A 20,849-nucleotide genomic window follows, 5' to 3' on the forward strand; every position below is an offset into this window, starting at 1 on the left:
GCCACCCATTTGGGTGGCTTTCTTAATTGAATGATTTCAATTTTTATTCATCATCCTCCTCAGTCGCTGGACCAGGGTAAGTTGATTGATCTGGCTGAGTCACATCCCAGAAAATAGGAGTTTGTGCAGCATCACCACCAATTGCACCAGCAGCATCAATGTAGTTAGCATTGTTCAGGTTCTGCTCATCAATTGGATAAGTATATCTAAGCGGAACGAAAGTCTCATTATCTGTTGGGATATTGAAAACCGGGTCGTCATACAATCTCCAGGTAGACCATCCTTCCGCAGGGTTGTCGTACATGGCGATCCAGAACTGAGTTGCAAATTGCATTTCAGAACCATCATAGGCTACATCAGATTGTGAAAGATATTCTTCAATCGCGTCGCCTGAAATACCCCAGTATTCCATAGATGCTGTGATCGCAGCATTGTAGTGAGTTTCAGCATCTCCTGGTACATTGTATCCAAGTTCAGCAGCTTTCGAAAGATTGAATCTAACTTCAGCATAATCCAGAAGAATTCCTTCTCTGGTTGGATCCAGGAAAGCGTCCCCAATATGCGTGAAAGAACCATAGTTGTTACTTCCACCATAATCACCACCAAGGTAACCATCTGCGATGTTATCATCAAAGTATACCATTCTTCTTGGATCTTCGAACTGGTTCATGTAATCAACGATCGTTTCAGAAGCAAGAAAATCAGATCTACCACTCTGTACAAGGTCTTCCCACAATGGGTTAGTATTTGGTGCGTTAGATTGATAATCTATAGTAGCATTGTCATCATTAGACATAAACACTCCAGCTTCCACTGCAGCTTCTACAGTAGACTGAGATAGAGAAGGATTTACATCCTGTAATCTCATCCCCATTCTAAGTTTAAGAGAGTTTGCAAACATCATCCATTTGCTCATGTCTCCACCATATACTACGTCAGAACCGGTGTAACCCTGTCCTGCTGAAAGCATGTCATTTACGGCATCTAATCTTGAAATTAAATCTGCGTAAATAGTTGCAGCATCATCATATTCTGGAAGAGAGAATTCACTTGGCTGAAGAGCCTGAGTGTAAGGAATGTCACCAAAACCATCAACAAGTAGATGCCAGGTATATACTTCCATCACTTCCAGTTGCCCTAATCTTGCGTCCTTCTCTGCCTGAGAAATCGCGTCATTTTCGTTTACAACTCGTTTAGCATCCTGAAGGTCATAAATTACATTTGTGTAATATCGACTCCAAACTGCATCTGGATTTTGACGAGCGGTAAAATCGTAGTTAGGCTCATCTGTGTATGTGGTTGTCGTGAAGTACTGAGCCAGGAACCTGTAAAGAGGTTCGTTTACGTTCGGGCTGGCTGTATAGTCACCAACGCTTACAGTAGCAGCTGTAAAAAGAAAATCTGAGGCTACTGCATCGGGATTCTTAGGATCCCGGTTTAAGTTTTCATACTGTTCATCACTCTGGCAGGACCAAAGCATTGCAACAGCTGAAAGAGCAACAATATATTTTTTCATAGTATTTTAATTAAAAGTTAAATTTAAGACTAGCACCTATTTCTCTCATAGTTGGGTAAGCACCAGACTGGTATCCTTGGATGTTACCAGCACTTAAACCTGCTTCAGGATCTGCATATGGAATATTCTTATGAATGATCCAAAGGTTACGTCCAATAAATGATACAGAAGCTCTTGTGAATGGAAGCGCATCCAGAACTCTATCACCAAAGTTATAGGTTAAAGTAGCTTCTCTTAGTTTCACATAACTAGCATCGTATACGTGAAGCGCATTAGGAGCACGTGCGTACCCGTAAGGGTTTGCATAGTAATCTGTTCTTGCTCTAGTCTCGTTTGGAGTAGTGTTGGTTACTTCATAAGTACCATCAGCATTAAAGCTAACATCTCCCTGTACACCATCTAAAAGAACACCACCACCATTTTCGATAGTATTTCTAATAGGGTTTCCAAGTTCATTGGTGCCTACACTGCTAGCATAAATACCGGTAGCAGTACCGTACCACTGGTCAAGAGAGAAAATATCTCCACCTTTTTGAACATCGATCAAAAATCCAAGGGAAATATTTTTGTAAGAAAGATTGTTTTGAACACCACCAATCCAGTCTGGCTGGAAGTCACCAATTACATAGTTCGAGTTAGGAGTTTTAGCATAGTAACCAGCAGAAGTGATCACTTTGTTTCCTTGATTATCGTAAACGAAATCTGTTCCTCTAATAGCACCATAAGGTTCTCCCGGAGCAGCGTTGATAGAAATACCTCCCTGTAAGCTAGCCAATTGTAAGTTGTCAATACCATCTGCAAGTTCCAGTACTTCGTTCTCATTCTTCGCCCAGTTTACATTGATGTTCCAGTTAAAGTCTTCTGTTCTAATTGGATTCAAAGTAAGAGCAACCTCAATACCTTTATTTTCAATCACCCCTGCATTCAGCAATTGCTGGCTGAAACCAGTAGATGGAGATACAGGTACTGGAGTAATCTGGTCTTCAGTTCTTGATCTATAGTATGAAAGGTCTAACCCAATTCTTCTATCGAAGAAGTTAGTTTCCAAACCAACCTCGTACGACTTAAGACGCTCAGGTTTCAAATCTGGATTTCTAAGAGTTGTATTGTTACTTGCTACACCTGCACCGTCAAAACCGGCGAAAATTGTGTACGTATTAAATACGTTGTATGGGTTGGTATCATTACCTACTTCAGCGTAGTTACCTCTAAGTTTTGCGAAACTCAACCATTCAGCATCAACCAGGTTCGATAGTAAAACACTTGCAGAAACAGAAGGGTAGTAGAATGTATTGTTTTCTTTTGGTAATGTAGAAGAACGGTCTCTACGAATAGTACCTTCAATAAAGTAAGTGTTGAATAAACCTACACTAGCTCTGGCGTAGACACCATCAAGCATTCTAACGGACTCGTATTCTGAAGGTGGGTTTATTGGGCTGGCACTGTTACTTAAAGCATAGAAACCTGGCTTGTTTAATCCACCGTTTGTAGAAGCAAAAATGCTGTTTCTTTCGTTTCTTCTTAAGTTGAAACCAACGTTACCATCAACGTTTACTTCATCACTCAAATCCTTGTTGAAGTTAAGGATCAAATCATAGTTATACTCTGCAGCTCTATTGTTATAACGGCTATATTTCGCTATATCTGCAGAACCAACGTTAATTCTTTCTTCCTGTAGTTCATCAAAAGTATCAAAAGTAAATCTTCCCAAAATACTGAATACATCATTTAATTCGTAGTTCAGGTTGATGTTACCAAAGTACCTGTTACGAGTGTCAGTCTGGAAGTTTTCGTAGAATGTCCAGTATGGGTTATCAGAGTAGATAGGAGATAGATCATCAGGAGAGTTTGGGTTCCAGGTAATGTTTTGTCCTGTTGCCTCATAAGCTCTTCTTTGCTCTTCAAAATCTACATTCGTCTGGAACCACTGTCTGAACTGTTGCATGATGTTCAAAGAACTATATCCAGTTCCATAACGACCTTTACCGTCTGTCTTTGTGTAAGTAATGTTCGCCTGAGCATTAAACTTATCTGTAAATTCATGAGAACCACTGAACTTTAGCGTGTTTCTCTTGATGTTCGAATTCGGAAGGTTACCTTGTTGGTTCAGGTGAGTACCACTCAATCTGAAAGAAGAAGTTTCAGATCCACCATCCAAAGCAACAGAGTTTACAGAAGTGTAACCAGTTTGCCATACACTGTTTGGATCATTCGCACCAGCTACCCAAGGAGAAGCTTGTTGGTAAGTGTCAAGATCTGGATAGATAGAGTTCCACTGGTAGATTTGTCTGTTAGGATCAAATGCAGCACCAAAAGAAGCATCTTCAGTAAATGGAGTTGTTTCATCCAGGTTACCATCACCGTCCACGTCGTAAAGGTTGAAGTAACCATCATCAGAAGCATAGTACGCGCCGTATCCAGCACCGTACTGATCCTGATATTCTGGTAATGTTTCCATATCTGGATTTGTTACAGTGATAGAAGACTGTACAGATACACCAATACCTTTACCTTTAGAACCTTTTTTAGTTTCAATAATTACAACACCATTCGCAGCTCTTGCTCCATATAAAGCTGTTGCAGCCGCACCCTTAAGTACGTTAATGGAAGCGATGTCATTCGGGTTGATATCCGAAGCAGCGTTACCATAATCATAACCACCACGACCAGCAGCCTGTCCGCTACTGTTAGGGGTGTTATTGCTAATAGGAGTACCATCTACAACGAAAAGTGCCTGGTTGTTTCCTGTAAGAGAAGAGTTACCACGAATTACAACGTTCGTAGATCCACCAAGTGTTCCTGAAGACTTAATACTAAGACCAGAAACCTTACCTGATAGAGAGTTCACGAAGTTTTGTTGTGGAACATCAGAGACAGCTTCACCACCTACTTCCTGAGTAGAGTAACCTAGCTGTTTCTTCTCTCTTTTAATACCTAATGCAGTTACGACAACTTCATCAAGTTGTGCAGAGTCATTTTCCATTACCACATCGATTTGATCGTTTGTGCTAACAGTGTACTCTGCATTTTTCAGTCCAACAAATGAAAAAACTAGAACATCTCCCTGAGATGCAGTGATTTCATAGTTACCATCAAAATCTGTTTGGGTACCCGTGCCAGTACCTTTAATTAAAACGTTCACACCAGGAAGGGGCAGACCGTCTGAGTCTGTCACCGTACCCGCAATGGAACGTTCCTGTGCAAAAGTTATTTGCACCACGAACGCTAGCAATAGCGTTAAAATACTACTAAACTTTGTTTTCATTTTAAAATTTGTTTGAATTAGCCGACATCAAATGTGAGCAGAATAAAGCGTTAAAGCAAACATAATTTTACATTGAAAACATAAAAACAGTCTAAATGACTGTAATTCAGATAGGTGTGAAATTTAATTTAACATTCAGTGATCATTAGTAAAGTTCAGCAGTTTTTTTTGAGTGACATTAATATCAAATTCGATTTGGCTAGAAGTTCTAAAGATCGTGATAGAAATCTAAAATTGGTGAAAGATCCTGTGGTGAATTGATCTGCAGATTGTTTGACGCGATATAGTTCTTTACCTGCTCCTTTCGATCTTTCAATGCTTTTAGAACATGCTTCTCTTTTAGCCTGATCTTTACATATTTTTGGTCACTGTTAAGAATGTAATAGTTTGTGGTCAGTTTATACTCAGAGCTCAAAGTATTATCCTTACTGGATGTCCATCCGCTGGCGTTGGGATCATTTAAATCTTTCACATATTCTACGATTACATTTCTGGATGGTGGACTTATTACGTGATAGTAGCGCGTTTCTTTCTTTTCCTTTTCAAATTCATCACCATCAATTTTCGAAAATAGTAATTCTTCATTCTCATTCTTCAGGATAAAACCTTTCATGGAGTCATCCATTAGTTTCAAAGGTTCTCCGTTTGAACTGACTTTGTACACCAGGTTATTCCCATGAATATCGTAATTCATTTGCTGTGGTCTGGTGGTAGAACCATTGTTATTGATTCCATAACCTACATACCACTCAGAGCTTAAAAAAGGAGTGCCTTTGGGAGAGCTTCTCGTTATTTTGAAACCATCTGAAAGATTTCCTGAATTTGTAGGATTTTGAGCATGAATGTTTAACGATAGCGATAGAAGTATGGAAATTGTAAGTATTTTGTTCATAATCTTGAGTTATTGGATATACAGTTCAATATAAATAAAAACCTGCCCATTCATGAGCAGGTTTTTGAAGTACTAAAACAAGTTGTGACTATTCAAATAACCAAATTTTAGTATTAAGTTCATCTGCACCCTGAGCTGAAATTGCTTCGTTATAGCTTTCTTCGTTTAGGGAGGCAGCAGTTGCCGCATAGGCTTGTCTGTCTGGAATATCGGTTGCATTACTCAACAAATCATCTGGAGCTGTAAGCGCTTTTTCGTATCCCATGGCTTCCAGTCTTCTCCATTCTGCCCAAGCTTCATATCCCTGGAAATATAGAGCTACCCATTTTTCATATCCTATGGATTCCAAACCATCGTAAGGATTTTCGTTGATATAGTCTGAAGCGTCTTCAGATGATTGTCCCCATTGCTGAAAGGATGCCGTGATAGCCTGTGCATAAAGATCTTCAGCATCTTCACTAGTCCAGCCTAATTCTGCAGCTTCAGCTCTTGCGAAAAGTACTTCAGCATATGTGAACATGTACAGGCTTGCTTCCTGATTGTAGATAATATCTTCAGTAATAAATGAATAATCATCTGTTGCAGAATTGGACATTCCGTAAGGTGCACCAACAAAAGTTCCAGAGTTGAATGCAGGTTCAGCCATTCCCATTAATCTTTCGTCCTCTGGGTCTTCTGCAGATCCAGAACCTACCAGGGCATTAACGAAAACGTCACTTACAAGATAATCTCTTCTAAAGCTTGGCGCCAGGAATCTATCTTCCCATGGGTTGTCATTATTTTCATCTGCAAGATAAGGGTATGTGAAATTGTCAGAATTGCTCATGATCTCATTCCCTAAAGCTTCATTGAATTTTTGCTGCCCCAGAGCAGGATCAGCATTGGACAATCTTAAGGCCATCACCATCTTTAAGGTTTGCCCAAAGGATTCCCATCTCGATACGTCACCTCCAAAGATGTAGTCACCCTGAACAGCCGTACCTCCGGTTTGAATCATCGCCAGAGCAGAATCGAGCTCCGCAAACAATCCATTGTAGATTTCTTCCTGAGAGTCATAGGCTGGGAATTGGTTTTCTAAGCCCTGTAGCGCTTCAGAATATGGTAATCTTCCCCATCTTGTTGTCATACCTTCCATGAGGTAAACTCTAAGAATTGTTCCCGCTGCGATTTGATTAGGATTTTCGCTAATCTCAATCATCCTGTCAATGTCAGTAAGTACACCATACCAATAGGAAGTATCCCAGTTTAAAGTTTGATATCTGGATTCCTCGTCGTATTGACCATTGGATAAATACTGTACGTAAAGGTTTGGAGTTGTTGCACTTACATATGCAGAAACTGCACCTTCAGCACTGGCAAGCAAGCTTCCAGAGGAAGGTTGTGTGGGTTCATTGGGATTTTCGTTAATCCCGTGAAAGTCGACCTTTTCGCAGCTGCTAAAGCACACGATTGCCGAAGCAAAAAGGACTGATTTTTTTATAAAGTTCATTTTCATTTTAATAGCTTTTAATTAGAAAGAAATATTCACGTTAAGACCAATAGTTCTTGTATTTGGTGACTGTCCACCTTCTGTCCATCCATAACCAGTAATTTGACTGTCTTCAAGTTCAGAAATATCGATATCGTCTATTGAACTGTAAATTAACCAGAGGTTACTAGCGAATACACCAATGTTTAGCTTCTTGATTGGCGTGTTATCGATCAGGCTGCCATTAACTTCGTAGTCAAGTCTAGCCTGTCTTAGTTTCACATAGGACGCGTCATAGAGCCATTCTTCATGAAGAGCAAACAATCTTCCGTAGTAAGTTTGCGCTTCTACGTAGTAAGATGCTGGCTCACCTGTAGTTTCATCTACACCTTCGATAAGAATACCTCCGGTATCTGCATCTGCATCTGAAGCAGCTACAGCAGCGCCACCACCAGTAACTGGATCACGTAATGGGTTTCCAGCTGCGTTATTACCAATAGTGCTCTCACCCAAACCGGAGTAAGCGTTGAACATTTTTGTTACGGAAAAGATCTTTCCACCTTTCTGAAAGTCGAAGTCCAATCCTAAAGATAGGTTTTTGTACTGCATGAATGAAGTTGCTCCACCAGTCCAATCAGGTAGTACATTTCCTAAATATTGGTTGGAATCGTATCGAGGGTTACCCGTTTCTGATAGAAGTATATTACCTGCGTCATCTCTTCTATAGGCTCTACCATAGATTGCACCCCACTCTTCACCAACTCTTTCCTGAAGTTGGATCCCTCTCCAGGTTGTAGATAAAACGTTCACATCTGTTCCTGGAGCAATTGCATCTACCGTTCTTTCCAGAGTTGCGAAGTTTGCATTGATATCCCAGACAAAGTTGTCGTTTCTTACTGGAACCACGTTGAAAGCTAATTCCCAACCTTTATAAGTTTGTTCTCCTGAGTTTGTAGAAAAACTTGTAAAACCGGTTGATGGATCTAATGAAACTCCTGCTGGTAACTGGTCGTCCTGTTTGTTGAAATATGTTACATCAAGCCCTAAACGGTTGTCTGCAAATCTCATTTCAGTACCAAATTCATATTCTCTTCGAACACCTCCAGTTAAGTTTGGATTGTTCAGTCCGCTTTTTACAGATAGTTTTCCGAAGGAACCATAAGGTGTTCCAATATTGTAAGTTTCTGAAATTTGAAAAACACCTGGGAATCTTGGTGCCTCAGCGACACTGGCTCTTAATTTACCAAAGGATAGGATATCATTTTGAGGTAGTAGTTTGCTAAAAATCAAACTTAAAGAACCTCCATAAGTTTCCACTCTGTTATCATCAGAATTTGCAGTTGACTGCCAATCCAATCTGGCAGAACCATCCAGGTAAAGTAAGTCTCTAAATCCAATCGAAGCTTTAGAAAATATGGACTGTCTACCAATTTCCTGGTAATAGCTTGATAGATTTGGTCTGTCTCTTGAAGTATTCAGGCTGTAGAAACCATCTGCGGTAAGTCCTCCGGCAGTAGATGCTGAAATAGATTTCTCATTTCTATCGTAAACTTCGAATCCAACACTTGCGCTAATATCAAAATCACTTGTAAGGTCTTTCTGATAGTTTAGGATACCAAATAATTCATCTGTATTATTAGTTTCTTCATATTCAGAATAGAAAGGTTGAGCAAGTCCACCAAATCCTGCTCTATTAGAGCTTTCATAAGTGTTAAGTGTTTTTCTAACTTCGACACTGGCAGTAAGATCCTCGTTAAAAGTATAATTAAGACCTAATCTACCATAAAGAGCATTTTTATTTTGTGGATTTACATTCTCATTCGTAATGAAGTAAGGCATATCCCAATAAAGAGGTGATGTATTGGTCGGGCTGTTAAGGTTCCAGCTAACCACCTCACCGTTTCTTCTATAATCCTTTAGGCGATCAATATCCAGCTGTCTTTGCCACCACTGGTTGAAGTTGGAAGCAATATTTCCATAACCATTGGAAGGATAGTTGGATGTTCTTCTATCCTGATAATTTAAGCTGGCAAAACCTTCTAATTTATCTGAAATATCTACACTGGCACTCAATGACCCTTGTACTGTGTTTCTTTCAGAATTAGGAATCACACCAGTTCTGTCAATTTTAGCAAGACTCGCTCTCACTGAGAATCCTTCTCCACCTTTACTGAAGGTTACATTTGTATTTGAAGTAATTCCAGTTTCGAAAAAGTCACGGATGTTGTCTGGATTTGGTGAAAAAGGTCTTAATTCTCCAAACTCCGGTGTATTAGGAATCCACGAATCCCAGTGTCTAACTAACTGACCATCCATTTTTGGTCCCCAGCTTTCATCTGCATAGTATTCTACCATCGACTGTCCATCAAATGAACTCCACTCCGCAGGGTGGATAGATGGGTCAAAGTTGAACGTGTTGAACTCCTGAGAGTAACCGCCTCCATATTCATTCTGGTATTCAGGAATTTTATAAACATTTTCCATCGCAGAACTATGATTGATGGAAATACTGCTTTGTCCCTGTCCGGCACTTTTCGTTGTAATGATGATCACACCATTGATACCCTGCGGTCCATATAATGCAGTGGCAGCAGCACCCTTTAATACAGACATGTCTGCGATGTCATCAGTAATGATGTCTGAAGCACTCTGAACTTTAACGTTATCTACAATGTAAAGCACACCAGTGTTACCTCTTAAACGAATATTGGAGTTACCAAATCCAGAACTTGGAGCTCCTGTAAACTGTACACCCGCAACTTTACCTGCCAGGGCGTTGTTGATGTTGGTTTCTCGAGCTTTTATAAGAGATTCCCCTTCAACGGTCTGCTGGGCATAACCCAAACTCTGTTTTTCACGCTTTATCCCGAGAGCTGTAACTACAACCTCCTGGAGTTGTGCGGAGTCATTCTCCATGGTAATATCGATTGTGTCAATATTATCCACTGTATACTCTGTTTGTTTTAAACCAATGAATGAAAAAACAAGCACATCACCCTGATTTGCCTGAATTTGATACTTCCCATCGAAGTCGGTTTGAGTACCCGTGCCAGTACCTTTAATCAGAACGTTTACACCTGGAAGTGGAAGACCGTCTGAATCGGTCACTGTTCCAGTTATAGAACGTTCCTGTGCGAGAGTGATCTGCACCACGAACGCTAAAAATAGCGTTAAAATAATTCTAAACTTTGTTCTCATTTTTGAATTTGTTTGAGTTAGCCAGCCGCAAAAATTATAATTTAATGTTAATAAAGCAAATTTTAACTAAAAAAATGCAATAAAAAATTGAAACCACCGAGAATCATTCAGGTTTTTGGCGACTACGCTAAATTTTTCTTCATTGAGTTTAGGGATCTCTGCTATTCTCGAAGTGCGCAGGTGACGTTTAATACACGTCTAATTAGCCTTGATATCGCAATATTCTATTATAGAAATTTAAGTATGGCATATATTTGATTATTAGGTTTTTATTTATACCTTTGCAAACCCTAAAAATCTGGGGATTAAAATTTATTAATAATTAGTGTATAGGAAATTATGCCAACAATTTCACAATTAGTACGAAAAGGAAGAGCCAAAATAACCAAGAAGAGTAAATCGGCTGCTTTGGATTCGTGCCCTCAAAGGAGAGGTGTTTGCACACGTGTGTATACTACAACTCCTAAGAAACCAAACTCTGCTATGAGAAAAGTAGCAAGGGTAAGGTTGACTAACGGGAAAGAGGTTAACGCCTACATTCCTGGAGAAGGACACAATCTACAAGAGCACTCGATAGTATTGGTTAGAGGTGGAAGGGTAAAAGATTTACCAGGTGTTAGATATCACATTGTTCGTGGTGCGCTAGATACTGCCGGTGTTGAAGGTAGAACTCAGCGAAGATCTAAGTATGGTGCAAAACGCCCTAAGAAGTAATTAAAAACTTTTAATGTAAAGAAATGAGAAAAAGACAGGCGAAAAAGAGACCGCTTTTACCAGATCCTAAATTCAATGATCAACTAGTTACACGTTTTGTGAACATGATGATGTGGGATGGTAAGAAATCGGTTGCCTTTAAAATTTTCTATGATGCTATTGCGATTGTAGAAGAGAAAAAACAAGACGAAGAGAAATCTGGTTTGGAAATATGGAAAGATGCTCTTTCTAACGTTATGCCTCACGTTGAAGTGAGAAGTAGACGAGTAGGTGGTGCGACCTTCCAGATACCAATGCAGATTCGTCCAGATCGTAAGGTGTCTACTGCTATGAAGTGGTTAATTAGTTTTGCGCGTAAGAGAAATGAGAAGTCTATGGCTGGAAAGCTATCTGCTGAAATTCTGGCTGCTGCAAAAGAAGAAGGAGCTGCTGTTAAGAAAAGAGTAGATACTCATAAAATGGCTGAAGCTAACAAAGCATTCTCTCACTTTAGATTCTAAAACAACATGGCACAAAGAGATTTAAAATTTACTAGAAATATTGGAATTGCGGCTCATATTGATGCAGGTAAAACTACAACTACAGAGCGTATCCTTTATTATACAGGTATAAGTCATAAAATTGGTGAAGTTCATGATGGTGCTGCCACAATGGACTGGATGGAGCAGGAGCAGGAGCGTGGAATTACCATTACTTCTGCAGCGACACACTGTAAGTGGATGTACCGCGATCAGGAATTTACTGTTAATATTATTGATACTCCAGGTCACGTTGATTTTACTGTAGAGGTAGAACGTTCCTTACGTGTTCTTGATGGGGTTGTTGCATTGTTTTCTGCAGTAGATGGGGTAGAGCCTCAGTCTGAAACTGTATGGAGACAGGCTGATAAATATAGAGTACCACGTCTAGGTTTCGTGAATAAGATGGATCGTCAGGGTGCAGATTTTTTCAATGTTTGTCGTCAGGTAAGAGAAATGCTTGGTGGTAACCCGGTGCCGCTTCAGGTGCCAATTGGTGATGAAATCGACTTTAGAGGAGTGGTTGATCTTATTTCTAAAAAAGCGATTATCTGGAATGATGAGGATCATGGAATGACTTATGATACTATCGATATTCCAGAAGAGCTTGTAGATGATGTGAATAAATACCGTGCAGAATTAGTAGAAGCGGTTGCAGAGTACGATGAGGCTTTGATGGAGAAATTCTTCGAGGACGAATCTTCAATCACAGAAGATGAGATCATCGCTGCATTAAGAGCTGCTACTATTGATATGAGCATCATACCAATGATGTGTGGTTCTGCTTTTAAAAATAAAGGTGTTCAGGCGATGCTTGACGCTGTAATGCGTTACCTTCCTTCTCCAGTTGATGTGGAAGCGATTGAAGGTACGAATCCTGAAACAGGTAAAGAGGAAAGTCGTAAGCCAAATGTGGATTCTCCATTCTCTGCGCTTGCATTTAAAATTGCTACCGATCCTTTCGTGGGACGTTTAGCATTCTTCCGTGCCTATTCAGGTACTCTTGATGCTGGTTCTTACGTATTAAACGTTCGTTCAGGTAAGAAAGAGCGTATTTCAAGAATTTATCAAATGCACTCTAATAAGCAAGAGCCTATCGATAGTATTGAGGCTGGAGATATTGGAGCTGCTGTTGGATTCAAGGATATCAAAACTGGTGATACTCTTACTGATTTGAATCATCCAATTGTTCTTGAATCTATGTCTTTTCCTGCACCGGTAATTGGTATTGCTGTGGAGCCTAAAACAAAGGCAGATGTTGAGAAGATGGGAATGGCTCTTGGTAAGCTTGCTGAAGAAGATCCAACATTCACAGTAAAGACTGATGATAATTCAGGACAAACAATTATCTCTGGTATGGGTGAGCTTCACCTGGAGATTATTATTGACCGAATGAAGCGTGAGTTCAAAGTGGAAGTAAACGTTGGTGAGCCTCAGGTTGAGTACAAAGAAGCTGTACGTAGAGATGCTGATCAAAGAGAGGTTTATAAGAAACAGTCTGGTGGTCGTGGTAAATTTGCGGATATCGTATTTACTATGGGACCTGTAGATGAAGATTTTGAAGGTGATGGTCTGCAGTTTATTGATTCTATTAAAGGTGGTCGTATTCCTAAAGAATTCGTTCCTTCCGTAGAAAAAGGATTTAAAGAGGCTATGAAGAATGGTCCTTTAGCTGGATTTACGATGGACTCACTAAAAGTGGAGCTTAAGGATGGATCTTTCCACCCTGTGGATTCAGATCAACTTTCTTTCGAACTGGCTGCTAAAATGGGTTACAAATCTGCTGCTAAATCTGCAGGAGCCGTAATTCTTGAGCCAATCATGAAAGTAGAGGTTGTTACTCCGGAAGAGAATATGGGTGATATCGTTGGTGACCTTAACAGAAGAAGAGGTCAGGTAAACAACATGTCAGACAGATCTGGAGCGAAAGTAATCAAAGCTGAAGTGCCACTTTCTGAAATGTTTGGATATGTTACAACATTAAGAACACTTTCATCAGGTAGAGCAACTTCAACTATGGAATTCTCTCACTATGCTGAGACTCCTTCTAATATTTCTGAAGAAGTGATCAAAGCAGCTAGAGGAGCAGCAAACGAATAATCTTAAGGAAATGAGTCAAAAAATCAGAATAAAACTAAAATCTTACGATCATAACCTGGTAGACAAGTCTGCAGAAAAGATCGTAAAAACCGTAAAGACTACGGGAGCTGTTGTTACCGGACCAATTCCGTTACCAACGAACAAAAAAATCTTTACAGTTCTTCGTTCACCTCACGTGAACAAGAAATCTAGAGAGCAGTTTCAATTAAGCTCTTACAAGAGATTACTTGATATCTATAGCTCTTCTTCAAAAACGATCGATGCGTTGATGAAGCTCGAACTTCCTAGTGGAGTAGAAGTAGAGATTAAAGTGTGATAAAACAGTTCCGCGCACTGCGGTGCGCGGTTAACATGTCCTGAGCGTTTCGCGAGGGAAAAACGGTGAAAAATACAATTCAGGGCTGAATGTGTTTTTCAGCCCTTAGTTTTTTAAATAAGTAAACAATTAATAATTAATTAAATATGTCTGGGTTAATAGGAAAAAAGATCGGTATGACCAGCATCTTCGACGAGAATGGGAAAAATATCCCATGTACCGTAATCGAAGCTGGACCATGCCTGGTTACCCAAGTCAGAACCAAAGAGGTTGACGGGTATGAAGCAATTCAACTTGGTTTCGATGACAAAAAGACTGTTAATAAGGCTGCTGAAGGGCATGCTAAAAAAGCAGGAACCGTTGCAAAACGTAAAGTCGTTGAATTCAAGGGATATAGTGAAGATTATAAACTTGGTGACTCTGTTACCGTGGAACATTTCAAAGAAGGTGAATTTGTGGATATCGCAGGCACATCTAAAGGTAAAGGTTTCCAGGGTGTTGTAAAGAGACACGGTTTTGGAGGAGTTGGACAGGCCACACACGGTCAGCACAACAGATTGAGAGCTCCTGGTTCTATTGGTGCCGCTTCTTATCCTGCGAGAGTATTCAAGGGGATGAAGATGGCCGGAAGAATGGGTGGCGAGAGAGTTAAAGTTGAAAACCTGAAAGTTTTGAAGGTTGTGGCAGATAAGAACCTTTTGGTTGTGAAAGGATGTGTGCCGGGATCTAAAAACTCATACGTAATCATTAGTAAGTAATGGAAGTAGCAGTTTTAGATATTAAAGGAAAAGAAACAGGCAGAAAAGCGCAGCTTTCTGATTCTGTTTTCGCTATAGAGCCTAATGAGCACGCTGTTTACCTGGATGTGAAGCAATATCTGGCTAACCAACGTCAAGGTACTCACAAGGCAAAAGAAAGAGCTGAGATCGCTGGATCTACGCGTAAGATCAAGAAACAAAAAGGTACTGGTACGGCAAGAGCTGGTAGTATCAAGTCTCCTATCTTCAAAGGTGGTGGACGTGTTTTTGGTCCGAGACCAAGAAATTATGGTTTCAAATTAAATAAAAACCTTAAGCGTCTTGCTAGAAAATCTGCTTTATCAATTAAAGCAAATGACAAGGCAATTATGGTAGTTGAAGATTTTTCATTCGATACTCCAAAAACTAAGAATTTCATCGAAGTTCTTCAGGCTCTGGGGATTGACAGTAAAAAATCGCTTATTGTGTTGGGTGACTCAAATAAAAATGTATATTTGTCGTCGCGCAATTTAAAATCCTCAGAAGTTATAAGTAGCTCAGAATTAAGTACTTACAAAATACTTAATGCTAAGAGTATCGTCTTCGTAGAAGGATCTTTAGAAGGAATTGAGTCGAAATTAAGTTAATAAACCGTTATGAGCATCTTGATTAAACCTGTTATTACAGAAAAAGCTACTACAGATAGTGAGATGAACAATCGTTTCACTTTCGTGGTAAGTAACAAGGCAAATAAGATTCAGATCAAAGACGCAGTTGAATCTGCTTATGGCGTGTCTGTTACTAAAGTTCGAACTATGAATGTCCGCCCAGATCGAAAGACTAAATATACTAAGTCTGGAATGATCACTGGTAAAACTAATGCTTACAAGAAAGCAGTAGTACAGGTGGCGGAAGGTGAAACAATTGATTTATACAGTAATCTTTAAGATTAAACAATGTCAGTTAGAAAATTAAAACCAATTACACCTGGTCAGCGTTTTAGAGTAGTAAATGGGTATGACGCCATTACTACTGATAAGCCGGAGAAAAGCCTATTGGCGCCGATAAAAAAATCAGGTGGTAGAAACAGTCAGGGAAAAATGACCATGCGCTACAAAGGTGGTGGTCATAAAAGAAGGTATCGTGTTATCGATTTTAAGCGTGATAAGCAGGGAATCCCTGCTACTGTTGCTTCTATCGAATACGATCCAAACAGAACGGCCTTTATCGCATTATTGAATTATCAGGATGGAGAGAAAAGGTATATTATTGCTCAGAACGGGCTTCAGGTTGGACAGAATGTAGTTTCTTCCAATGAGGCTGCTTCTCCTGAGATCGGGAATGCGATGCCATTGGCAAACATTCCACTAGGTACGGTAATTTCCTGTATCGAGTTAAGACCAGGTCAGGGAGCTGTGATGGCGCGTAGTGCTGGTGCTTTCGCTCAGTTGCTAGCGAGAGAAGGTAAGTATGCGACGATCAAATTGCCTTCAGGGGAAATTAGACGTGTTCTTTCACTTTGTATAGCTACAATCGGAGCTGTTTCTAACAGTGATCACCAATTGATGGTTGGTGGTAAAGCCGGTAGAAGCAGATGGTTAGGTATACGTCCAAGAACGAGACCGGTTGCGATGAACCCTGTCGATCACCCAATGGGTGGTGGTGAAGGTAGAGCTTCAGGTGGTCACCCACGTTCTAGAAAAGGTCTTCCTGCTAAAGGATTCAAGACCCGCTCAAGAACTAAAGCGAGTAATAAATATATTGTAGAACGTAGAAAGACTAGAAAGAAATAAGATATGGCACGTTCATTAAAAAAAGGACCTTTCGTTCATTACAAACTGGAACAAAAAGTGGCTCAGAATGTCGAGTCAGGAAAGAAAGCCGTGATCAAAACCTGGTCTAGAGCTTCTATGATTACTCCAGATTTCGTAGGACAAACTATCGCAGTGCACAATGGGAAACAATTTGTTCCTGTGTATGTAACTGAGAACATGGTAGGTCATAAACTAGGAGAATTTTCACCAACTCGTTCTTTCAGAGGACATGCAGGTGCAAAAAATAAAGGTAGAAAATAATTGAAGCTATGGGAGTTCGTAAAAGAGAAAGAGCAGAGCAAATAAAAGAAGCCAAGAAACAGGTAGCTTTTGCAAAGTTGAATAACTGCCCTACTTCGCCTAGAAAAATGCGTCTTATGGCGGATTTAGTAAGAGGAGAGAAAGTAGAAAAAGCGCTTCATATTCTAAAGTTCAGTAAAAAAGAAGCATCTAATCGATTAGAGAAACTTTTAGTTTCAGCTATTGCCAACTGGCAGGCTAAGAATGAGGATGCTAACCTTGAGGAAGCTGAGCTATTTGTGAAAGAGATTCGTGTAGACGGAGGAAGTATGTTAAAAAGACTTCGTCCTGCTCCACAGGGTCGTGCACACCGAATTAGAAAGAGATCCAATCACGTTACTTTAGTGCTTGGAGCAAACAATAATACACAAAGCTAAGAGATAGTATGGGACAGAAAACAAATCCAATCGGGAATCGCCTTGGTATCATTAGAGGTTGGGAATCCAACTGGTACGGAGGTAATGACTACGGCGATAAACTTGCCGAAGACGATAAGATTAGAAAGTACATCCATGCGCGTCTTTCTAAAGCGAGTGTATCGCGTGTAATCATCGAGCGCACGCTTAAGCTTGTAACCGTTACTATCACCACTGCCAGACCTGGTATTATTATCGGAAAAGGTGGACAGGAGGTAGACAAGCTTAAGGAAGAGCTTAAAAAGATTACCGACAAGGAGGTTCAAATCAACATCTTTGAAATCAAAAGGCCAGAACTTGACGCTCATTTAGTGGCTTCAAGTGTTGCAAGACAAATCGAGAACAGAATTTCTTACCGTCGAGCAATTAAAATGGCTATTGCGGCTGCAATGAGGATGAATGCAGAAGGAATCAAAATTGAGATTTCCGGACGTTTAAATGGTGCTGAAATGGCACGTTCAGAATCTTACAAAGATGGTAGAATTCCTTTGTCTACTTTTAGGGCTGATATTGATTATGCTTTGATCGAAGCTCATACTACCTATGGTAGATTGGGAATCAAAGTATGGATCATGAAAGGTGAGGTATACGGAAAAAGAGAGCTTTCGCCTCTTGTTGGTCTTGCGAAGAACCAAGGAAAAAAATCCGGTGCCGGACGAGGTGGGAACAAATCACGTCGTAGAAAGTAATTTTTTAAAGTAAAGAAAAAATGTTACAACCTAAAAGAACAAAATACCGTAAGCAACAAAAAGGCCGTATGAAGGGGCTTGCTCAAAGAGGGCACAGACTTTCAAACGGAACCTTCGGAATCAAATCAATGGATTCCAGCTTTGTTACTGCACGTCAAATAGAAGCAGCACGTATTGCCGCTACCCGATATATGAAAAGAGAAGGTTCTATCTGGATCAAAATATTTCCAGATAAGCCTATTACAAAGAAACCTCTTGAAGTACGTATGGGTAAAGGTAAAGGTGCCGTAGAATATTGGGCAGCAGTGGTAAAACCAGGAAGAATCATGTTCGAAATTGGCGGTGTGCCAATGGCGACTGCTAAAGAGGCATTACGTCTTGCAGCACAAAAACTTCCGGTAAGAACAAAATTTGTTGTAGCTAGAGATTATCAAGAATAATAATTGGAATTATGAAACAATCAGAAGTAAAAGAATTGTCTGTTGCAGAATTGCAAGAAGAACTTGGTAAGTCTCGAAAAGCTTATTCAGATTTAAAAATGGCTCATGCTGTTTCGCCTTTGGAAAATCCGATACAGTTGAGAACTGAAAGGAGAAAAGTGGCGAGACTAGCTACAGAGTTAACTAAAAGAGAACAACAATAATTGTTATTCTGCTGAAAGATGGAAAAAAGAAACTTAAGAAAAGAGCGTGTAGGGGTTGTTACAAGTAACAAAATGCAGAAATCCATAGTGGTTGCTGAAGTGAAAAAAGTAAAACACCCTATGTATGGAAAATTCGTTTTGAAAACGAAAAAGTACGTAGCACACGACGAAAATAACGACTGCAACGAAGGTGATACTGTAAAGATCATGGAAACAAGACCTTTAAGTAAATCCAAGACTTGGAGATTAGTAGAAATAATTGAAAGAGCGAAGTAAATCATGGTACAACAAGAGTCCAGACTAAAAGTAGCAGATAACACCGGTGCTAAAGAAGTTTTAGCCATTCGTGTGTTAGGAGGTACAAAGAAAAGATACGCATCTGTTGGAGACAAGATAGTTGTCAGTGTAAAAGAAGCTACACCTAACGGAAATATCAAGAAGGGTGCAGTTTCAACAGCAGTTGTTGTTCGTACCAAGAAAGAAGTGCGCAGGCCAGACGGATCTTACATCCGTTTTGATGATAATGCATGTGTACTTTTAGGCCCTCAGGGTGAAATGCGCGGTACTCGTGTATTTGGTCCTGTAGCACGTGAACTTCGTGATAAGCAATTCATGAAAATTGTATCATTGGCACCTGAAGTGCTTTAATACATTAAGAAAATGACAAAGCTTAAAATAAAATCAGGAGATACCGTACGTGTAATCGCTGGTGACCATAAAGGTCAGGAAGGGAAAGTGCAGAAGGTACTTATCGAGAAGAATAAAGCCATTGTGGAAGGTGTCAATATGATTTCCAAACACGAGAAGCCTAGTGCTTCTAATCCACAGGGTGGAATCAAGGAGAAAGAAGCTCCAATCCATATTTCTAACCTATCACTTATCGATAAGAACGGTGATACAACGAGAGTTGGTTATAGAGAAAAAGATGGTAAGAAAGTGAGATTCTCTAAAAAATCTAATGAAGTAATATAGTTATGGCATACGTACCAAGACTTAGACAGGAATATAACGAGAGAGTAAAGAATGCTCTTAAGGAAGAATTCAGTTACTCCAATGTAATGGAGGTGCCAAAACTGGAGAAAATAGTAATTAGCCGTGGAGTTGGTGGAGCAGTAGCCGATAAGAAACTTATCGACCATGCTATCGACGAACTTTCTGCAATTAGTGGACAAAAGGCTGTTGCTACGATCTCTAAGAAGGATGTTGCATCATTCAAATTACGTAAAGGAATGCCAATTGGTGCTAAAGTTACTTTACGTGGATATAGAATGTATGAATTTCTTGATAGATTGATTACCAGTGCACTTCCGCGTGTTCGTGATTTCAATGGTATCAAAGCTAATGGTTTTGATGGTAGAGGAAATTACAACCTGGGAATCACTGAACAAATCATCTTCCCGGAGATCGATATCGATGCTGTGAATAGAATCGCTGGAATGGATATCACTTTTGTTACTTCTGCGGAAACCGATAAGGAAGCAAAAGCATTGTTAACCGAACTAGGATTACCTTTTAAAAAGAACTAATTATGGCTAAAGAATCAATGAAAGCCCGTGAGGTGAAAAGACAGAAATTGGTAAAGAAGTATGCTGAAAAACGCGCTGCTCTTAAAGAAGCAGGTGATTACGAAGCACTACAGAAATTGCCAAAGAACTCTTCTCCGGTTCGTTTGCATAACAGATGTAAATTAACAGGAAGACCTAAAGGGTATATGAGACAATTTGGTCTTTCTCGAGTAATGTTCAGAGAAATGGCTAATCAAGGTCTTATACCAGGTGTTAAAAAGGCAAGCTGGTAATATTATAAACTGGATGAAGGTTCAATAAGGAAAACCACATCCGCAAATAAATTTAAATGAATACAGATCCTATTGCAGATTACTTAACAAGAATCAGGAATGCAAATGCTGCAAACCACAGAGTTGTGGAAATTCCTGCTTCCAATGTTAAAAAAGAGATCACTAAGATATTATTCGATCAGGGATATATTCTAAGTTACAAGTTCGAAGATACTACCGCTCAGGGAACTATCAAGATTGCTTTGAAGTATGATAAAATTACTAAAGAGCCGGTAATTAAGAAGATTCAACGAATAAGTAAACCTGGTTTACGTAAGTATGCCGGATCAACCGAGATTCCAAGAATCCTGAATGGTTTGGGTATCGCGATTGTTTCAACTTCTCATGGAGTAATGACTGGGAAACAGGCTAAAGCCGACAAAGTTGGTGGAGAAGTACTGTGCTACGTTTACTAATACTTAAAAG

The 20,849-nt window shown here is 39.8% G+C and carries 24 protein-coding genes; 19 read left to right on the forward strand and 5 right to left on the reverse strand.

Annotated elements, in window-relative coordinates:
- Positions 1-43: 43 nt before the first annotated feature.
- From G529_RS15685 to G529_RS0108615, 5 genes are all read right to left on the reverse strand, one after another.
- Entirely contained in the window at positions 44-1,516 is a 1,473-nt protein-coding gene (locus tag G529_RS15685) for a SusD/RagB family nutrient-binding outer membrane lipoprotein (protein WP_051201405.1), read from the reverse strand.
- A gap of 10 nt (positions 1,517-1,526) precedes the next feature.
- Positions 1,527-4,781 (reverse strand): SusC/RagA family TonB-linked outer membrane protein, encoded by a 3,255-nt coding sequence (locus G529_RS0108600; protein WP_026915140.1) that lies wholly within the window; start codon positions 4,779-4,781, stop codon positions 1,527-1,529.
- 208 nt (positions 4,782-4,989) lie between these two features.
- A complete protein-coding gene (locus tag G529_RS0108605; protein ID WP_026915141.1) occupies positions 4,990-5,673 on the reverse strand; it encodes a hypothetical protein in 684 nt (227 codons plus the stop codon).
- Positions 5,674-5,761: 88 nt separating this feature from the next.
- A complete protein-coding gene (locus G529_RS0108610; protein ID WP_026915142.1) occupies positions 5,762-7,168 on the reverse strand; it encodes a SusD/RagB family nutrient-binding outer membrane lipoprotein in 1,407 nt (468 codons plus the stop codon).
- 15 nt (positions 7,169-7,183) lie between these two features.
- Positions 7,184-10,339, reverse strand: coding sequence for a SusC/RagA family TonB-linked outer membrane protein (locus G529_RS0108615; RefSeq protein ID WP_026915143.1), 3,156 nt, complete (start codon positions 10,337-10,339; stop codon positions 7,184-7,186).
- 339 nt (positions 10,340-10,678) lie between these two features.
- Here G529_RS0108615 and rpsL point away from each other — a divergent pair, with 339 nt between their 5' ends.
- From rpsL to rpsH, 19 genes are all read left to right on the forward strand, one after another.
- The gene (gene rpsL / locus G529_RS0108620) at positions 10,679-11,053 is read left to right on the forward strand and encodes a 30S ribosomal protein S12 (protein ID WP_010230128.1); all 375 of its coding nucleotides are present in this window, start codon (positions 10,679-10,681) and stop codon (positions 11,051-11,053) included.
- A gap of 23 nt (positions 11,054-11,076) precedes the next feature.
- Complete coding sequence (rpsG, locus tag G529_RS0108625) at positions 11,077-11,553, forward strand: 30S ribosomal protein S7 (RefSeq protein ID WP_026915144.1); 477 nt, start codon at positions 11,077-11,079, stop codon at positions 11,551-11,553.
- A 6-nt stretch (positions 11,554-11,559) separates the two neighbouring features.
- On the forward strand, positions 11,560-13,671 hold the full coding sequence (gene fusA, locus G529_RS0108630; protein ID WP_026915145.1) for an elongation factor G: 2,112 nt from the start codon (positions 11,560-11,562) through the stop codon (positions 13,669-13,671).
- 10 nt (positions 13,672-13,681) lie between these two features.
- Entirely contained in the window at positions 13,682-13,987 is a 306-nt protein-coding gene (rpsJ, locus tag G529_RS0108635) for a 30S ribosomal protein S10 (RefSeq protein WP_026915146.1), read from the forward strand.
- 146 nt (positions 13,988-14,133) lie between these two features.
- Positions 14,134-14,745 (forward strand): 50S ribosomal protein L3, encoded by a 612-nt coding sequence (rplC, locus tag G529_RS0108640; RefSeq protein ID WP_026915147.1) that lies wholly within the window; start codon positions 14,134-14,136, stop codon positions 14,743-14,745.
- The gene (rplD, locus tag G529_RS0108645) at positions 14,745-15,371 is read left to right on the forward strand and encodes a 50S ribosomal protein L4 (RefSeq protein WP_026915148.1); all 627 of its coding nucleotides are present in this window, start codon (positions 14,745-14,747) and stop codon (positions 15,369-15,371) included. Before rplC ends, rplD begins: the two co-directional genes overlap by 1 nt.
- A 9-nt stretch (positions 15,372-15,380) precedes the next feature.
- Positions 15,381-15,671: a 50S ribosomal protein L23 gene (rplW, locus tag G529_RS0108650; RefSeq protein ID WP_026915149.1), complete on the forward strand. Its 291-nt coding sequence runs from the start codon at positions 15,381-15,383 to the stop codon at positions 15,669-15,671.
- Positions 15,672-15,680: 9 nt separating this feature from the next.
- Positions 15,681-16,517, forward strand: a complete 837-nt coding sequence (rplB, locus tag G529_RS0108655; protein ID WP_026915150.1) for a 50S ribosomal protein L2 — start codon at positions 15,681-15,683, stop codon at positions 16,515-16,517.
- A 3-nt stretch (positions 16,518-16,520) separates the two neighbouring features.
- The gene (gene rpsS, locus G529_RS0108660) at positions 16,521-16,799 is read left to right on the forward strand and encodes a 30S ribosomal protein S19 (RefSeq protein WP_011710692.1); all 279 of its coding nucleotides are present in this window, start codon (positions 16,521-16,523) and stop codon (positions 16,797-16,799) included.
- A gap of 8 nt (positions 16,800-16,807) precedes the next feature.
- The gene (rplV, locus tag G529_RS0108665; protein ID WP_011710691.1) at positions 16,808-17,215 is read left to right on the forward strand and encodes a 50S ribosomal protein L22; all 408 of its coding nucleotides are present in this window, start codon (positions 16,808-16,810) and stop codon (positions 17,213-17,215) included.
- 8 nt (positions 17,216-17,223) lie between these two features.
- Positions 17,224-17,943, forward strand: a complete 720-nt coding sequence (rpsC, locus tag G529_RS0108670) for a 30S ribosomal protein S3 (protein ID WP_026915151.1) — start codon at positions 17,224-17,226, stop codon at positions 17,941-17,943.
- A gap of 20 nt (positions 17,944-17,963) precedes the next feature.
- A complete protein-coding gene (gene rplP / locus G529_RS0108675; protein WP_026915152.1) occupies positions 17,964-18,383 on the forward strand; it encodes a 50S ribosomal protein L16 in 420 nt (139 codons plus the stop codon).
- Between the two features lie 11 nt (positions 18,384-18,394).
- The gene (gene rpmC, locus G529_RS0108680) at positions 18,395-18,586 is read left to right on the forward strand and encodes a 50S ribosomal protein L29 (protein ID WP_026915153.1); all 192 of its coding nucleotides are present in this window, start codon (positions 18,395-18,397) and stop codon (positions 18,584-18,586) included.
- An 18-nt stretch (positions 18,587-18,604) separates the two neighbouring features.
- Entirely contained in the window at positions 18,605-18,862 is a 258-nt protein-coding gene (gene rpsQ, locus G529_RS0108685; protein ID WP_026915154.1) for a 30S ribosomal protein S17, read from the forward strand.
- 3 nt (positions 18,863-18,865) lie between these two features.
- Entirely contained in the window at positions 18,866-19,234 is a 369-nt protein-coding gene (gene rplN, locus G529_RS0108690) for a 50S ribosomal protein L14 (protein ID WP_026915155.1), read from the forward strand.
- Positions 19,235-19,246: 12 nt separating this feature from the next.
- Entirely contained in the window at positions 19,247-19,558 is a 312-nt protein-coding gene (gene rplX / locus G529_RS0108695; protein ID WP_026915156.1) for a 50S ribosomal protein L24, read from the forward strand.
- A gap of 2 nt (positions 19,559-19,560) precedes the next feature.
- On the forward strand, positions 19,561-20,112 hold the full coding sequence (gene rplE / locus G529_RS0108700; protein ID WP_026915157.1) for a 50S ribosomal protein L5: 552 nt from the start codon (positions 19,561-19,563) through the stop codon (positions 20,110-20,112).
- A 2-nt stretch (positions 20,113-20,114) separates the two neighbouring features.
- Positions 20,115-20,384 carry a 30S ribosomal protein S14 gene (gene rpsN, locus G529_RS0108705; protein ID WP_026915158.1) on the forward strand — a complete coding sequence of 90 codons (270 nt, stop codon included), beginning with the start codon at positions 20,115-20,117 and terminating at the stop codon, positions 20,382-20,384.
- A gap of 56 nt (positions 20,385-20,440) precedes the next feature.
- A complete protein-coding gene (gene rpsH, locus G529_RS0108710; protein WP_026915159.1) occupies positions 20,441-20,839 on the forward strand; it encodes a 30S ribosomal protein S8 in 399 nt (132 codons plus the stop codon).
- Positions 20,840-20,849 lie beyond the last annotated feature (10 nt).

The sequence above is a fragment of the Christiangramia portivictoriae DSM 23547 genome (assembly GCF_000423045.1).
Classification (GTDB): Bacteria; Bacteroidota; Bacteroidia; order Flavobacteriales; family Flavobacteriaceae; genus Christiangramia; species Christiangramia portivictoriae.

Excerpts from the sequence above, each read along its gene's own strand:
- G529_RS15685 (WP_051201405.1), bottom strand. The coding sequence starts at position 1,516 with ATGAAAAAATATATTGTTGCTCTTTCAGCTGTTGCAATGCTTTGGTCC.
- G529_RS0108600 (WP_026915140.1), bottom strand. The coding sequence starts at position 4,781 with ATGAAAACAAAGTTTAGTAGTATTTTAACGCTATTGCTAGCGTTCGTG.
- G529_RS0108605 (WP_026915141.1), bottom strand. The coding sequence starts at position 5,673 with ATGAACAAAATACTTACAATTTCCATACTTCTATCGCTATCGTTAAAC.
- G529_RS0108610 (WP_026915142.1), bottom strand. The coding sequence starts at position 7,168 with ATGAAAATGAACTTTATAAAAAAATCAGTCCTTTTTGCTTCGGCAATC.
- G529_RS0108615 (WP_026915143.1), bottom strand. The coding sequence starts at position 10,339 with ATGAGAACAAAGTTTAGAATTATTTTAACGCTATTTTTAGCGTTCGTG.
- rpsL (WP_010230128.1), top strand. The coding sequence starts at position 10,679 with ATGCCAACAATTTCACAATTAGTACGAAAAGGAAGAGCCAAAATAACC.
- rpsG (WP_026915144.1), top strand. The coding sequence starts at position 11,077 with ATGAGAAAAAGACAGGCGAAAAAGAGACCGCTTTTACCAGATCCTAAA.
- fusA (WP_026915145.1), top strand. The coding sequence starts at position 11,560 with ATGGCACAAAGAGATTTAAAATTTACTAGAAATATTGGAATTGCGGCT.
- rpsJ (WP_026915146.1), top strand. The coding sequence starts at position 13,682 with ATGAGTCAAAAAATCAGAATAAAACTAAAATCTTACGATCATAACCTG.
- rplC (WP_026915147.1), top strand. The coding sequence starts at position 14,134 with ATGTCTGGGTTAATAGGAAAAAAGATCGGTATGACCAGCATCTTCGAC.
- rplD (WP_026915148.1), top strand. The coding sequence starts at position 14,745 with ATGGAAGTAGCAGTTTTAGATATTAAAGGAAAAGAAACAGGCAGAAAA.
- rplW (WP_026915149.1), top strand. The coding sequence starts at position 15,381 with ATGAGCATCTTGATTAAACCTGTTATTACAGAAAAAGCTACTACAGAT.
- rplB (WP_026915150.1), top strand. The coding sequence starts at position 15,681 with ATGTCAGTTAGAAAATTAAAACCAATTACACCTGGTCAGCGTTTTAGA.
- rpsS (WP_011710692.1), top strand. The coding sequence starts at position 16,521 with ATGGCACGTTCATTAAAAAAAGGACCTTTCGTTCATTACAAACTGGAA.
- rplV (WP_011710691.1), top strand. The coding sequence starts at position 16,808 with ATGGGAGTTCGTAAAAGAGAAAGAGCAGAGCAAATAAAAGAAGCCAAG.
- rpsC (WP_026915151.1), top strand. The coding sequence starts at position 17,224 with ATGGGACAGAAAACAAATCCAATCGGGAATCGCCTTGGTATCATTAGA.
- rplP (WP_026915152.1), top strand. The coding sequence starts at position 17,964 with ATGTTACAACCTAAAAGAACAAAATACCGTAAGCAACAAAAAGGCCGT.
- rpmC (WP_026915153.1), top strand. The coding sequence starts at position 18,395 with ATGAAACAATCAGAAGTAAAAGAATTGTCTGTTGCAGAATTGCAAGAA.
- rpsQ (WP_026915154.1), top strand. The coding sequence starts at position 18,605 with ATGGAAAAAAGAAACTTAAGAAAAGAGCGTGTAGGGGTTGTTACAAGT.
- rplN (WP_026915155.1), top strand. The coding sequence starts at position 18,866 with ATGGTACAACAAGAGTCCAGACTAAAAGTAGCAGATAACACCGGTGCT.
- rplX (WP_026915156.1), top strand. The coding sequence starts at position 19,247 with ATGACAAAGCTTAAAATAAAATCAGGAGATACCGTACGTGTAATCGCT.
- rplE (WP_026915157.1), top strand. The coding sequence starts at position 19,561 with ATGGCATACGTACCAAGACTTAGACAGGAATATAACGAGAGAGTAAAG.
- rpsN (WP_026915158.1), top strand. The coding sequence starts at position 20,115 with ATGGCTAAAGAATCAATGAAAGCCCGTGAGGTGAAAAGACAGAAATTG.
- rpsH (WP_026915159.1), top strand. The coding sequence starts at position 20,441 with ATGAATACAGATCCTATTGCAGATTACTTAACAAGAATCAGGAATGCA.